The 14,469-nt window shown below is 41.6% G+C and carries 11 protein-coding genes and 1 pseudogene; 9 read left to right on the top strand and 3 right to left on the bottom strand.

The window, feature by feature from the left end:
• Positions 1-434: 434 nt before the first annotated feature.
• Positions 435-2,591, top strand: a complete 2,157-nt coding sequence (locus tag IEW82_RS00660; protein WP_188687843.1) for a type IA DNA topoisomerase — start codon at positions 435-437, stop codon at positions 2,589-2,591.
• 191 nt (positions 2,592-2,782) lie between these two features.
• On the opposite strand, the gene IEW82_RS00655 is transcribed toward IEW82_RS00660, so the two are convergent.
• Positions 2,783-3,979, bottom strand: coding sequence for an MFS transporter (locus IEW82_RS00655; protein ID WP_188687841.1), 1,197 nt, complete (start codon positions 3,977-3,979; stop codon positions 2,783-2,785).
• Positions 3,980-4,332: 353 nt separating this feature from the next.
• Here IEW82_RS00655 and IEW82_RS00650 point away from each other — a divergent pair, with 353 nt between their 5' ends.
• The 6 genes from IEW82_RS00650 (at position 4,333) to pcp (ending at position 10,622) form a co-directional block, all read left to right on the top strand.
• Entirely contained in the window at positions 4,333-5,100 is a 768-nt protein-coding gene (locus IEW82_RS00650; protein ID WP_188687839.1) for an IclR family transcriptional regulator, read from the top strand.
• Between the two features lie 224 nt (positions 5,101-5,324).
• On the top strand, positions 5,325-6,476 hold the full coding sequence (gene dgoD, locus IEW82_RS00645; protein WP_188687837.1) for a galactonate dehydratase: 1,152 nt from the start codon (positions 5,325-5,327) through the stop codon (positions 6,474-6,476).
• A gap of 16 nt (positions 6,477-6,492) precedes the next feature.
• Positions 6,493-7,341 carry an MBL fold metallo-hydrolase gene (locus tag IEW82_RS00640; RefSeq protein ID WP_188687835.1) on the top strand — a complete coding sequence of 283 codons (849 nt, stop codon included), beginning with the start codon at positions 6,493-6,495 and terminating at the stop codon, positions 7,339-7,341.
• Positions 7,342-8,243: 902 nt separating this feature from the next.
• Positions 8,244-8,993, top strand: coding sequence for a DUF969 domain-containing protein (locus IEW82_RS00635; RefSeq protein ID WP_188687833.1), 750 nt, complete (start codon positions 8,244-8,246; stop codon positions 8,991-8,993).
• Between the two features lies 1 nt (position 8,994).
• Positions 8,995-9,960: a DUF979 domain-containing protein gene (locus IEW82_RS00630; RefSeq protein ID WP_268237319.1), complete on the top strand. Its 966-nt coding sequence runs from the start codon at positions 8,995-8,997 to the stop codon at positions 9,958-9,960.
• A gap of 17 nt (positions 9,961-9,977) precedes the next feature.
• Complete coding sequence (pcp, locus tag IEW82_RS00625; RefSeq protein ID WP_188687831.1) at positions 9,978-10,622, top strand: pyroglutamyl-peptidase I; 645 nt, start codon at positions 9,978-9,980, stop codon at positions 10,620-10,622.
• A gap of 381 nt (positions 10,623-11,003) precedes the next feature.
• On the opposite strand, the pseudogene IEW82_RS19910 reads toward pcp, so the two are convergent.
• A pseudogene (locus IEW82_RS19910) lies at positions 11,004-11,213 on the bottom strand (recombinase family protein); the annotation flags it as partial.
• 230 nt (positions 11,214-11,443) lie between these two features.
• Positions 11,444-12,964, bottom strand: coding sequence for an alpha/beta hydrolase (locus tag IEW82_RS00620; RefSeq protein ID WP_188687829.1), 1,521 nt, complete (start codon positions 12,962-12,964; stop codon positions 11,444-11,446).
• A gap of 176 nt (positions 12,965-13,140) precedes the next feature.
• Here IEW82_RS00620 and IEW82_RS00615 point away from each other — a divergent pair, with 176 nt between their 5' ends.
• Complete coding sequence (locus IEW82_RS00615; protein ID WP_188687827.1) at positions 13,141-13,275, top strand: anti-repressor SinI family protein; 135 nt, start codon at positions 13,141-13,143, stop codon at positions 13,273-13,275.
• 154 nt (positions 13,276-13,429) lie between these two features.
• Entirely contained in the window at positions 13,430-14,200 is a 771-nt protein-coding gene (locus IEW82_RS00610) for a PIG-L deacetylase family protein (protein WP_188687826.1), read from the top strand.
• The last annotated feature ends 269 nt before the right edge of the window (positions 14,201-14,469 follow it).

The following is a 14,469-nucleotide window of genomic DNA, read 5'->3' as shown; positions in this document are numbered from 1 at the left end:
AAACATCACATCCATGTGATAACGCCGAACCTAGCACATCCTGTGCGTCGAACGCCGAAGCTCGCACATCAATACCCCCAAAAAAAGTAAAAGGCACTTTTCGGGGACCCCGATGATGCGTTGAACGCCAAAGCTAGGCAATCTCCTGCACGCCTGAGGCGGTGCCCGCGGAAAGCGACGTGTTTTGACGGAGCGCTTCATCACTCACTTAAAATCCGAATGCATGTCTTCAAAATTGTGATGCGTTCGGATTCTCTGTGAGTTGAAAACTTCTGTCTCACCCTCTTCTTTTCTTTTAATTGGAGTGTTAAACTTATCATAGACTATCATTCTTTAAAGTGATTGATGACCTCGTTTGTTCCTCGATTCCTTGTCTTTTCCTTCAGTCGTTAATTCCAATGTTGATTGGACAAATAAGCTAGGTGATGAATAAGATGAAATTAATATTAGCAGAAAAGCCATCTGTGGCGAAAAATATTGCAGATGCACTTAAGATTAAAACAAAGCAAGAGGGCTATTTTGAAGGTGAGGATTACATAGTAACCTGGGCGTTCGGCCACTTATTACAGCTGTACGATGCGAAGGACTATGATCAGCAATTCGCAAAATGGAAAATGGAGTTTTTTCCTTTCATTCCCGATTCTTTCAGATATAAAGTAAAAAGCAATCCTAGAAATAGGGACAAGCCAGATAGCGGGGCGCAAAAACAGCTTAAAATTATTGAGAGGCTCCTCAAACGTAGAGAGGTTGATACGATCATTTCAGCCTGTGACTACGACCGTGAAGGGCAGGTGATTGGTGACAGTATCATTTATCATTTCAAAACAGATAAAGCGGTTTATCGGTTGTTACTGAATGAATGGACACCTGATGAGGTGATGAATGGATTAAAGCGTCTGAAACCCAATACTGAGCTCAGGCCTTTACAGGACGCAGGGGTTAGTAGACAATGGGCCGATTGGGTGATCGGCATTAATTTGACGTCTGTGGCTACCTTGAAATATCAGAAGGGAAAAGGGAAGGCGTTGAATATTGGTCGCGTCCTCTTGCCCACACTGAAAATTATCTATGATCGAGATAAAGAAATTGAGCAATTTGTACCCGAAAATTATTATAAGCTTCAAGCTACCTTTGAAACAAAGACAGGTGAGCGTTATGAAGGGACATACTTTGAAAACGAGGAAGATAAGTTTAAAGCGAAGGCGCCATTGGAAGCTGTTCAACAATCGCTCATAGACTCAAAGGCCTTCGTCAGTGATAAGCAGGTCAGTCGGAAGAAGGAGTATCCACCTTACTTATTCAATCTGTCTAATCTACAGGGACATATTACCAATAGATATAGAGGTTGGACCTCTGATAAAGTCCTTAAAGTTGCGCAAAAGCTGTATGAAAAAAAGCTGATTACCTATCCGCGGACAGCCAGCACAGCCTTAGAAGAGAGCTTGGTCGGTAAAACAGCTAAGGTTCTCAAGCAAGTGACAGACGGGCTCCCTTATCAGCATGAGATCAGCTTTTATAAATCAAAGAGAGTCTTTAATAATGCGAAGGTAGAAAGCCATAGTGCTATTATGCCTACTTATGTACGTCCGAAAAAACTCACGGCTGATGAAGCGATTGTCTATGAGGCTATTAAAAATCGTTTGATCATGCAATTCATGCCCATTGCTGAATTTGAAGAGACCATACTCCATACAGCCTTGGTTAATGCGAAACTCAGTGGACAGTTTAGATCAAAGGGTCGCGTTCAGCTTGTTGAGGGATGGAAAAAGGTTGAACAGATAAAATCAAAGGAAGCCATGCTTCCAAACGTGGAAAAACAAGAAGCCGTTGCATTAAAAGCTCATGAAATAACGACACATGTAACCAAGCCCCCTCAGCAGCACACGGAAAAAACACTATTAAAGGTTATGGAAACCTGTGGCAAGCATATCGACGACAGCACTGAAGAGCAGGATGAAGGCACATTAAAAGCGATCTTAAGCGGTTTTAGTATTGGGACACCAGCGACACGTGCTGAAACGATCAAAAAGTTAAAGGATATCGGTTATATTCGCGCGGAGAAAAAGATTTTGACTTGTACGCCATTAGGATGCAAGCTGGTTGAAACCTTTCCCATTAAAGAGTTATTTGATCTCGAATTTACAGGACGGCTGGAGAAGGCGTTGGCGGATATTGAAAAGCGCACCTTTAGTAAAACGCAATTTTTACAATTTATTTTTCAGTTTACTAGACGGTCAGTTGATGTCATCAAAGCCGGTCAGGACACCATTATTCATGAAGTAGAGCGAGCAAAGCGGACAAATGAAGTACTAGGAGCATGCCCGGTTTGTGGGCATTCAGTGATTGAGGGATACAAAGGATTTGGGTGCACGAATTGGAAAAAGGGCTGCAGCTTTGTTATTTGGAAGAATGATAAATTTCTAGCCTCAATGAAAAAGAAGCCGACCAGGACAATGGTGAAGGGCTTGCTTAAAAATGGTGAAGTTATGGTGAAAGGATTGAAGAGTAAAAAAGGCAACACATTTAATGCGCGATTGAAATACGTTAAAAATGAGGATAATGATTACTTTAGCTGGAAAATGAGATTTTAGTAGTGAAGCGGCGAAGGTATTGTATAAAATCGTTATAAATAATAGAGGCCTCCATTGTTGAGGAGGCCTCTTCTTTAAAGTAACCCCTATCTTTTAGTGAGATAATCGTATACTTCCCAATCGTTCATAAGAGAGGCATAGGATTAGACCTAAAAGCTTTTTGGACGATCAGCATTCATTACATTAGACTTTTAAGCTTTTGAATGCGCGGGATAGTGATGTGATGAATGTTTAGAATCCCAATACATTGTTATCATCATTGCAATACCGCTGAGAAGCAAGAGACCGCTTGTGAAATAAAAGACGGTTGCGATCGAATAAAGGCCAGAAATCCAGCCTCCGAAAGCAGGGCCAATAATATTACCTAAAAAGCGGACACTGGTATTGTATCCAAGTACTTCTCCTTGAATAGATAACGGCGTCACTTGGCGTATATAAGCTGTCCGCAATGGAATGATACCACCGAGCACAACACCGAGTAGAAAACGGATGCCTATAAGCTCCCAAATATTTGAAACAAAGGCACCAGGTAAATAGAAAACGGCAGATAAGAACAATAAGAGTACTGTAATTTTTTCATAGCCGAATCGGTCAGCAAGCTTACCCCATTTTCGTGCCATTAAGAGGTTCCCTAGTCCTGCTGATGAAAAAGCGAGTCCTGAGAAAAAGGCTAAGCTTGATGGTCCATGTAACAGACTAACATAGAGAGAAAGAATCGGTTGAATACTAAAGTTAGCGATTTGCACAAACATGGACACAATCATAACCATTAAAAGCATGGGACTGAAGACGATATGCTTAATAACAGCAAGTGTTGAGTATCTTACCTTTTCCTCTTTTGGTTTTTCGAGTCTCACTTCTTTTATGCCAAATAGGACAAAAATAGCTGCAATAATTAGAGTAATGGATGTAAGCTGAAAGGTGGTTGAAAAACCTACAGCATCAGCAATCATTCCACCAAAAAGTGGACCAATCAAATTTCCTGCAACATTACCAGTTTGCAAGGTTCCTAGGACACGTCCGGCAATGTTTTTGGGCGTTTGTGTAGAGATAAGTGCTTGCGACATCGAAATAAAGCCTGAGAAAAACCCCATGAGTAAACGGAGAAAAAAGAGCTGGTAGACCGATGTCGTAAACCCCATCAAAAATACACTTATCGCCATGCCGAAGCCTGCAATGACTAAAAACTTTTTCCGTCCATGGCGGTCACCAAATCGTCCCCAAATCGGTGACACAATAAAGGCGGTGAGAAAGGTGATACCGAAAACCCATCCTGACCATTGTTGAACGTATTTGTCTGAATGATGGCCAAAGGTTTCGATGTACAAGGACAAAAAGGGTATCACCATCGTCATACTAGCGCCAATAAAGAAATTGGCAATCCACATAATGATAAGGTTTCGTTTGACAAGTTTTTCTTGATCTAAAATGCCTGATCCCTTCTTTTTACTTATTTATTTCGGATTCCAAAATATATCTTACTCCTATTCCATTTTAAAGGGAAATAAAAAGCTTCAAGGTTCAGCCTATTTTTTTATTGAAAGACTACAGAATGTTGTTATATCAGCAAGCTCCTATTGGTTTAAGGAATGATTTACCTTAAAATTAGGCTTTTAGGCACATGGGAAATAAAATAAAAGAAAAGGATTGAATTTTTACGTTGTTTTTGATAAATTCAAAATATAAAATCATATATAGATAAATTGGATCATATATGTAATTTTCTGTGAGGTGTAAAGGTGTGTCCGTTAAATCAGCTGCTCGTGTATTAGAAATCATGGAACTTCTTGCTGATAACGATCAAGGCTTATCGGTGAAAGAAATCAGTGCCAGCCTTGATTTTCCCCAAAGCAGTACCTTTAATATTATTCAAACAATGTTTACAGAGGGGTATTTAACTCAATCAGCAGATAAGAGATATAAATTAGGACCAAAGTTTATTCGAATTGGCACAAAGGCATTGAAAGCCTTCGATTTACATTCAGATGCAAGGCCATTGCTTCAGCAGCTAATGGAGAAGGTAGAAGAGACCGTCTTTATGGCTGTGCTATCAGGAAAAGAGATCGTCTATATCGCCAAAGTCAATAATAACCGTTCCATTCAAACGAGTGCTGAAATAGGTTCTAGAAAGCCATTGTATTGTACTGGGCTTGGCAAAGCGATGCTTGCCTTTTTGGATACTGAAGAAAGAGAGGTACTCCTTGATGCTATTGCGTTAGAGGCACTGACTCCCAAGACAGTGACCAATCGTGAACAGCTCATCCAGCAATTACAACACTTTAAAGAATGGGGGTATGCCATTGATGATGAGGAAAATGAAGAGGGTCTTTATTGCTACGCCGCTCCTATTTTTGACGCTTCGGGACAATTAAAGGCAGCGATTAGCACAGCTGGACCAAAGGAACGCATTACGAAAAATGAGGACACTGTTATTGCCCAATTGCTTAATACGGCTGAACAAATTTCTGAAAGATTAGGATACGTTAAACCTAAAAAAGAAGAGCAGTAAAATCGTCACTTGTGAGCAATGACCGCAATTAAAGGCTTTCGGGCAAGAGGAATGTAATCCCCCAGCGATTGATGGAATAAAGATAAAACAAAGTGCTGAACCGCTTGCTATATTCGGTGACCTGGGAATGACTGTAGGTACCCGGATGAAAAATGGAATGATTGCTAAACCTGCTTAGCAGTTTTCCTAGCTATACAAGTCGTAAAAAGGGAGAGGGAATCGAAGTGAAAATAACCAATCTGGTGACCTATCTTGTTCCTCCACGCTGGCTTTTTGTCAAGGTTGAGACCGATGAAGAAGGGATAAGTGGTTGGGGAGAGCCGATTGTCGAGGGGCGGGCGGCTACAGTTGAAGCGGCGGTGCAAGAACTTAAAAGCTATTTAATAGGTAAAAATCCATTGCGCATTGAGGACCACTGGAATGTCATGTATCGCGGTGGCTTTTATCGCGGCGGACCTGTTCTCATGAGTGCTATTGCTGGAATTGATCAAGCCCTTTGGGATATCAAAGGAAAATTTCATCATGCCCCAGTGCATGAACTCATGGGAGGTGCTTGTCGGGATCGCATTCGCGTTTATTCATGGATCGGCGGGGATCGCCCAAGCGATGTAGGCCAAGCAGCGAAGAAGGTTGTAGAGCAAGGGTTTACAGCCATTAAAATGAATGCAACAGAAGAATTACACTATATCGATACGCATGAAAAGGTCGATCAAGTGCTCGAGCGAGTGGCAGCGATCAGAGAAACAGTCGGTGATTATGTAGGGATAGGCATTGATTTTCACGGTAGAGTACATAAACCAATGGCAAAAATTCTTGTAAAAGAATTAGAGCCGTTTCGACCGATGTTTATTGAAGAACCTGTTCTTCCAGAAAATAATGAAGCCCTGCGTGAGCTTGCTCATTTTACGTCGACCCCGATTGCTACAGGTGAAAGACTGTTTTCAAGGTGGGATTTCAAACAGCTTTTAGCTGAGGGGTACGTCGATATCATCCAACCAGATCTCTCTCATGCAGGCGGGATAACAGAGTGTAAAAAGATTGCAGCAATGGCGGAAGCCTACGATGTTGCACTTGCCCCTCATTGCCCTCTAGGTCCGATTGCTTTGGCCTCATGCTTACAAGTGGATGCCTCCTCCCATAATGCCTTCATTCAAGAACAGAGCTTAGGGATTCACTATAATAAGGGGAATGATTTGTTAGATTATATCGCAGATGCCTCAGTATTTGATTATGAAGAAGGTTTTGTGAACATACCTCAAGGACCCGGACTAGGGATAGACGTTGATGAAGGACACGTGAAACAAATGGCGGATGTGGGACACCAATGGAAAAATCCCATTTGGAGACATCAGGATGGCAGTGTAGCTGAATGGTAAGGGAGTGGACTGCTGGATGAATGTTTATAGAAAGGGCAAGGCTTTACTAGCAGAGATTCATGAAACACAGGTTCCCAAGAGCGCATTAGCGCTCTGGAATTTAGGTCAATCGGGCCTTCTTATCAAAAATAGTGCGCAACAGCTTATTGCAATTGATCCTTATTTAACTGATGCGATTGAGCAAAAGAACCCTGAAACAGAATTTAGGCGTGTTTTTCCGCCAATCTTAGCTCCTGAAGACTTGAAGGGAATTGCTGGTGTTTTTATTACCCATCATCATGATGACCATCTGGATACAGTAACGATTGAAGGATTAGCACAGGTTTCTCCGGAGACTCCAATTTTTATGCCAGCTCCACATGTGCAGTATGCTCAAGAGCATTGTCCGAGTTTACAGCATGCTGTTGCAGTGAAAGCAGATACTCCTTTCTCTATTGGAGCGTTCTCCATTCAAGTTATTGCCAGTGCTCATCCGGATTATGAGCGTGATGAGCAAGGGAATGATAGCTTTGTTGGCTATGTTTTTACTTGCGATGAGATCTCGGTTTATCACAGTGGTGATACCTTGGTAACGGCTGCTCTCTATCAAGAATTACAAACCATTCAACCAGAGATTGCGTGCCTGCCCATTAATGGTGGGGACTTTTTTCGAATCGGTCGGCGGATCGTTCCTAATATGAGCTTTAGAGAAGCAGCTGACTTGGGTGTTGGCATTAAAGCTGACCTTATTATGCCTGTTCATTATGATCTTTTTCCAAATAACCGTGAAAATCCAAGCTATTTTGTAGATTATCTCCTGCAGCGCTATCCAGGACAAAAATTCCACATGAGTGCCCCTGGGGAGCGGTTTATTTACTTTAAATGAGCACGTCGCGTGAACATAAGAAAAATAGGAATGACTGTGCATCCCTTCGTAATGATTCGAGGGGATTTTTTATACTTTCAGCTAGTATAAACCTTTAGCTTTCAGTAGTTTTTTAGTGCCCTCGAGCTGTTCCCGAAGGAGCCGGAGTGTATTTCGTTCCAATCAACTGACTGATGCTGTCTTTGGGTAAACACAGTTTACTCTTTGAAATGGGGAGCGAGCATGTTTCGCTTGATTTTTCTTATACTATCAGAATGTATAACTCTGCTGCCGCTCATAAAGGAAGAGAGTATAAGGCGGGCTTTGACTTTCGCCATTAAAGCTTGCGGGCACCCTAAGTGTGTGATTGGCGAAAATCACATCAGGAGTACCAGCGAAGGGGTGCAAGCCAAGCTTTCTTAAAAGAAAAGAAAGTGTAAAATTTCTGGTCATGAAGCCGGTGCGGATTTCTGCTCCAGGCCGCTCGCTTTCCGCGGGGGAGTGGTAAGCCTCCTCGCGCCTTCGTACTGCTAAGGTCTTACCGCTCTCCCACTTCCCGCAGGACTCTAGTCTCCGCATCATGAGTCAGCGGCGCCCGAGGAACACACGATTTTAGAGTGTTCCGAATCTCGCGCCTTGTACTCCATCCACTTGACCATGCATGAAAGCACCTTCCATATCTGATAATGCTCTGTACCAGACAAGGGGCGGGCATGCTTTTCGCCCGGTTTTTCTTATGATTTTTATAGTGTTTGGATAAACCTTTATCTATGACTAAAGTAGGGTTTGGTTATTTTTCCAACTTTAAATACTTGTCTGAATAATCTTTTTAATTTAATCTATAGAATAAGCCCCCTTTAAGTGTACAGCAGTGGAAAATAATAGCCTTTAAGAATGCTATTGCAGAGAAAGGATGGGGAGATATGTTATCACTTATCGGTATTTTAGTCGTTGTTGTTGGATTTATGCTACGTCTTAATACATTGTTAGTGGTCGTATTAGCGGGCATTGTTACAGGATTGGTTTCAGGAATGTCCTTTAACGCTATCGTCAGTGATTTTGGAAAGTTTTTTATTGAAAACCGCTATATGTCCTTAGCAATTGCGATGACATTACCTGTCATCGGCATCCTTGAGAGGTATGGGTTGAAGGAACAGGCTGAGAAAATTATCAAGCGCGTCAAAAATGCGACAGCTGGTCGAGTGATGCTCACATACTTAGGAATACGTGAGATCTCAGCTGCTGTTGGGCTGAATATAGGGGGACACCCGCAAACGGTTCGGCCGCTGGTTGCCCCTATGTCCGAAGCTGCGGCAAAAGCGAAGATAAAGGGCCCACTCCCTGAAAAACTATCTACAGAAATCAAAACCTTTGCGGCTACAGTGGAAAACACAGCGTGGTTTTTTGGAGAAGATATCTTTATTGCGACGGGCGCGATTTTGTTAATGAAAGGATTTTTTGAAACACAGGGCATGCATGTTGGTGTCTGGAATATGGCATTTTGGGGAATTCCAACCGCATTGAGTGCTTTTATTATTAGCTGGTTTAGACTGCGTCGCTTGGACCGTCGTATTTCACAGGCAGCACTACAGGTGGCGCATTCATCAGAAGGTCACACCGTGGAAGCTCAGGCAAAAGACAATCCAGAATCAGCAGATAAAGAGGTGGACTGAGATGCCTTATATTTTAGGGATGCAATTCCTATATTATTTAATTGGAGTGATTGTCCTAGTAGTGGCTGGTCAAATTTTACTTGATCGCAATCATCCGAAGCGCTGGACATCTGGTTTATTTTGGTTTCTTTTCGCCATGACTTTTATCATTGGGGATAAAGTATCGCATCTTGTTATTGGCTATATGATTTTAGCAATGGTTGCTCTTTCAGCACTCGGCCAAGTGAAAAATGGTGGGCGCGATACAAGCACAAAAGAGGAACGGCTGGAAAAGGCCAATTGGCTAAAAGGAAAATTATTTATCCCTGCTTTAATGATTCCCGTTTTCACTGTCATTGGAACGTTAACATTGGGACACATCCATTTTGGAAAGTGGCATCTGATTGATACAACGCAAGTCACTTTAATCTCATTAGGTATTGCCGCCATTCTCTCCTTCGTTGGTGCTATGGTTATTACAAAAGCCAAATGGCAGGTACCCGCTCGAGAAGGGAGTCGTTTGCTGCAATCTGTCGGCTGGGCGGTGCTTCTGCCACAGCTCCTGGCAACATTAGGAGGCATTTTTGCTGCAGCAGGTGTGGGGAAGGTGGTTTCCGATTTAGTGGGAGATTATTTGCCAACGACTAATGCCTTTGTGGCAGTTCTCGCTTATTGTCTCGGCATGATGGTTTTTACTATAATAATGGGAAATGCCTTTGCAGCTTTTGCAGTGATTACCGCAGGCATTGGGCTTCCTTTTATTGTACAGATGCATGGAGGTAATCCCGGGATTATGGCTGCACTTGGCATGTTTGCAGGATATTGTGGAACGCTTATGACGCCAATGGCAGCAAACTTTAATATTGTTCCAGCCATGTTATTTGAATTAGAGGATCAAAATGCCGTTGTAAAGAAGCAAATTCCCTCTGCCATTACTATTTTTATTGTTAATATGTTTCTCATGTACTTCTTGGTTTATCATTTTTAATAGAGGAGTGATCGTTGATGCCAAAGGTATTAGTCACTGGATTTGAACCATTCGATGGAGAGGCTGTGAACCCAGCCTTTGAAGCGATGCAGGCACTGAATGGAAAAACGATAAAAGGCTATGAAGTCATCGGAAAAGGACTACCAGTTGTCTTCGGGGAATCAAGGGAGCTCCTTAAAAAGTGGCTGGATGAAGTGGAACCAGATATTGTGATCAGTGTCGGCTTAGCCGGTGGACGCTATGCTATTAGTGTTGAGCGGGTTGCCATAAACATTGATGATGCACGAATTCCTGATAATAAAGGGAGGCAGCCCGTTGATGAAGTGATCAATCCCAGTGGGCCAGCAGCATACTGGTCCAAATTGCCTATTAAGGCAATAGTCAAAGAAATAAGAGAGGCGGGAATTCCGGCAGAAGTGTCACAAACGGCTGGAACTTATGTATGTAATCATATTTTCTATGGGTTAATGGATTATCTTGCGCAAAAACCTGGGGTGAGGGGTGGATTTATCCATATTCCATTTATTCCTGCCCAGGTTGCCGATAAGCTTCAACAGCCGTCACTTCATCTTGATGATATTATTCGAGGGCTGGAAATTGCGATAGCGGCGACTATTACCTATGAAAAAGATATCGTTGAGGCCGGTGGAACAGTGAGTTGAGCAAAGCTATTGTATAAAGGAAAAGGCCTAAATCCTTATACAATAAAGGTTTAGGCCTTTTAATATGGAATTTTACAAACTATCCCATTATGTTAGATCAAATCCATAACCTTTTTAAATAGTAGGATTATCACCAACAAAACAATTCCTTACCTAGATTATTCATAGAAGTTCCCAAAACACAGTAAAAAGGCTTATCTATCAAGTGGTTTATTCTGTATTTCAACGCATCAAATAAATGAAAAAAAACCTGTAATTGTCTGTTTTTTAATATCCCGAGCGACTAGGCAGAAAAAGGTGAACTATAGAATTCCATCATCCTTTAAATGTTGGCATATGGATGAAAGACAATTTTCTTGATCAGACAAAAGTTCTAAAGCACTAAAGGAATACTCGGCAATATAAGCCACCTCTGACTCTTATTAGTGTGCTTTTTGAGATTTCTGTCATGTCTCTACTTGTCTGTAACTATGGATATTTAATAAATTTAATGCATGTTCAATTTGTGTCTTGCTGTATTTATTCGGCCTACTTCCCTCTAAAATCCTCACCTTGTTTTGCAGTGGCTTTTCCCTCGGCTTTATTCTCTATTTATTAACTTTTGCCCTTTTTGTCATTTTACTTGAGCCTTTTGTTAAAATGGTCAAGTCTTTTGTTCTAACGTCGCATGTATAGCTTTGCGGAAGAATTTAATAAGTGCAACTTTGGGTTTCACTATTAGGGCTTGGCGATAAGAAAAAAGGTTTTTAATGTGAGAGCATCCCATGAACGACAAAACCTAACAGGATTTGACAAAAAGTGAAATCAATAATATTATAAATCTATAAAATATTCTGTTTACCATGACGGAGTTCTTCTATTTTTTCTTTAATCTGCTCATCTTTATTAAAAAAGGTATAAAAGCTTTTTAAATGAACGAGTGCATTACTTCGGTTGCCTTTTTCATACAGGACATCTGCGACCCACAGAATTAAAGCGATTAACTTCGTTTCCACCCAATTTATAAAGTTGACAAACCAATCATCGTATATGGCGGGTGAAGATATAGTGATAAGGCGACTGAGTAAGTCTTGCGTTAAGACAAATTTTCTTTCCGTGTCAGTTTCAAATAATATATGCTGTAATTCTGTGAGCAGTGTTAGGGCATCGCATTTGATCGTGGCATTGAGATGAATGTGCTCGCGATCAGTAATGAGAACAGGCTCCCTTTGTTCAACTGCTGATAAAAGTTTTTTTAAATAGGATAAATAGACTGTTAAGTTCTTTTTGGCTTGTCGAATTGGAATTTCTGGCCATAGAGCTTCACAGAGTTGATCTCTTGTGACGGTTTGATGAAACAGTAAATAGATGAAAATGGATTTTGCTGAACGCATATTCCACCCGCTAACAATGGGTTTGTCGTTAAGGACGACATAAAAGGCTGTCATTAAATTGGCTTCAATGGTGTGAGGATAGACCTTTTTTTCAGAGACAGTCTGTTGCCCTGTGGTGCTATAGGCTCTGACTTCGTCATAGATGGCTGCAAGCCGCTCATCCGGAAGCGGTTGAACACTTGTCTTCTCGTTAATGAAATCCGCGATCAACATTGCAGTTGATTCGGGTTTATCTAAGACAACCATGTTTGATGAATTCGGTATGCTGATATAATGACAATGGGGTAAGTCCTGCAAATGTGATATAAGGTAATGCTGTGGAAAGAGTCTATCTTGTTTTCCTGATAAGATAAGGGTTGGACTTTGGATGTGAGTTAAGTCATCTAGTGGTGTACCACTGACGGATAGATCCATGATTTTATAGTAAAAATGGGGCGTTGTGCGCTTAATAATGCTTACCCATTTTTTGATGGATGGGTGGTCAGTTGGTAGCAACGCCCCCACTCGAGTGATGTAATCAATAGGAATGGTTTCCCCTGAGTGACTTATATTTCTTCTGTGTTCCCTTACTTTTTCTATTGTATTCGGTGGGTGGCAGGGCATGGATAATAAAATGAGTTTATTCATTTTTTTATCATTACGTGTTGCATATTTGGCGGCAATCAATGCACTGAATCCTATGCCCACAAGATGAAAAGATTGAAGCTTCAGCGCCTTGATAACAAATTGCAAGTCTTTAATGTAAAGACCATATGAAACCTCTTGCTCTCCTAAATCACTTTTTCCAAACCCTCTGAGATCATATCTGATGATTGTAAACCGTTTATTAAGCAGTGGCACAACTGGGTCGAACAATGAATGGTCTGTAATATTATTATGAAGCATAACTATTGTCTCCGGTTTTTTTTCTTCCGTCGCTGGTTCCACTATGTAATAGATCCTCTCTTTTCCTTGTTGCAGAAAAGGCATAACGTTTCCTCCTAATACAGTGTAGCGTTCGTGTAGTGAGAAAAGGTTTAATATAAAGAAAATTATAAAACCTCACCTCGTGAATGTAAAATGATAATGATCTGATTGTCCATAAAAAATAAGGGGTTAAGGCGTATACTTCTTTAAGGATGACTGTACTGGGGGATATACTATATATGGATCAAAAAAGGGAAATCGATAAAGAGTGGCTTAGTATGATATTAGAAGCTAAGGCATTGGGGCTATCGCTTGAGGATATCCGTCATTTTATTGAGGAATATAAGCATATACATAAACAAACAGGTTCTTAACCAAGTAATGTGCAAACTTAAGCAGCTATTTTGAAAGCGTTTCATATGAATAGAAGTATTGGGAAGGCTTAAGACTTATGTTGGCTTTATGCCCGAAAAAGTGAAGATTAGGGTAGGTAATACGGCAGTTCTATGTTGAAATGAGGGAAAGCCGATGGACATCAGTGAACAATTAGGGGTGAAAGCATTCGACGAGGTGCAGTCCATTATATGTGTGCAACCGCATCCCGATGACAATGAGGTGGGGGCTGCGGGAACCATTAGGCAACTTGCTGAAAATGGGTGCCGGGTGTGCTTTGTGACTGTAACGGATGGACGTTATGGCACACGGGATTCCGATGTTTCACCTGAAGTCTTAATCCAGAAGAGGCGTCAGGAGCGCGAACAGTCTGGAAGGTATCTTGGAGTGAACAGACAATATGAATTAGGTTTTGAAGACTGTGGGGACTACACTGAAAGGGCTGTTATGCAAGCCTTGCTCCCTATATTGCGATTAGAAAAACCAGAAATGGTGATGACTGTCGATCCATGGCTGCCTTATGAGGCGCATCCTGATCATTATAAGACGGGGCGGGCGGTGGCAGCCGCTGTTCTTGCGAGTGGTCATACCTTTCGGCCGGAGGCAGGTCCTCCTCACCCTATGCATCAGGTTGCCTTTTATGCGACGAGTTATCCCAATACGTATAATGACATTACAGCCTATTGGGAGAAAAAATTGACTGCCTTACTTCTCCATAAAAGTCAATTTGAGAATGAGGAGTGGGAGGGACTTTCGCTGTACTTAGCCGATCAAGCACAAAAATGGTACAGCCAACTCCAGTCTATCCACAATGATTATGGAGCACCCCACCAGGGGTATGCCGAGGCGTTTAAAGTATTAGCCACACAACAGCTTCATTTCTTTCCTGAAGCATTATATAGTTAATTGTTGAATCCGAAAGCTACATACATAGTAGCTTCGGATTATTTTTTACTATCACTTTTAACCCCGCCCTCAAGAAGAACGTAATAAGTCTAACTTTAGCGGCTGCCATAATGTATGAGTTTTAGTCGTGGCAGAAGACCAATCAAGCAGTGAGGGCCAGGCTTCTTTCTCACCTATCTGCCGATAAGTAGAAAAAGTGCTTCGCCTTAAAAGGACTTTCAAGTGAGCTGCCCGAAGTTATAGAGTAAGAGGAAAGGATAGGAGGAAAA

The organism is Pullulanibacillus camelliae (genome assembly GCF_014642655.1).
Taxonomy (GTDB): Bacteria; Bacillota; Bacilli; order Bacillales; family Sporolactobacillaceae; genus Pullulanibacillus; species Pullulanibacillus camelliae.
Note: the sequence above shows the minus strand (reverse complement) of the source record. Positions and strands in the feature narration are given on the sequence as shown.

Excerpts from the sequence above, each read along its gene's own strand:
- IEW82_RS00630 (WP_268237319.1), top strand. The coding sequence starts at position 8,995 with ATGCCTTATATTTTAGGGATGCAATTCCTATATTATTTAATTGGAGTG.
- IEW82_RS00615 (WP_188687827.1), top strand. The coding sequence starts at position 13,141 with ATGGATCAAAAAAGGGAAATCGATAAAGAGTGGCTTAGTATGATATTA.
- pcp (WP_188687831.1), top strand. The coding sequence starts at position 9,978 with ATGCCAAAGGTATTAGTCACTGGATTTGAACCATTCGATGGAGAGGCT.
- IEW82_RS00655 (WP_188687841.1), bottom strand. The coding sequence starts at position 3,979 with ATGTGGATTGCCAATTTCTTTATTGGCGCTAGTATGACGATGGTGATA.
- IEW82_RS00610 (WP_188687826.1), top strand. The coding sequence starts at position 13,430 with ATGGACATCAGTGAACAATTAGGGGTGAAAGCATTCGACGAGGTGCAG.
- IEW82_RS00635 (WP_188687833.1), top strand. The coding sequence starts at position 8,244 with ATGTTATCACTTATCGGTATTTTAGTCGTTGTTGTTGGATTTATGCTA.
- IEW82_RS00620 (WP_188687829.1), bottom strand. The coding sequence starts at position 12,964 with ATGCCTTTTCTGCAACAAGGAAAAGAGAGGATCTATTACATAGTGGAA.
- IEW82_RS00640 (WP_188687835.1), top strand. The coding sequence starts at position 6,493 with ATGAATGTTTATAGAAAGGGCAAGGCTTTACTAGCAGAGATTCATGAA.
- IEW82_RS00660 (WP_188687843.1), top strand. The coding sequence starts at position 435 with ATGAAATTAATATTAGCAGAAAAGCCATCTGTGGCGAAAAATATTGCA.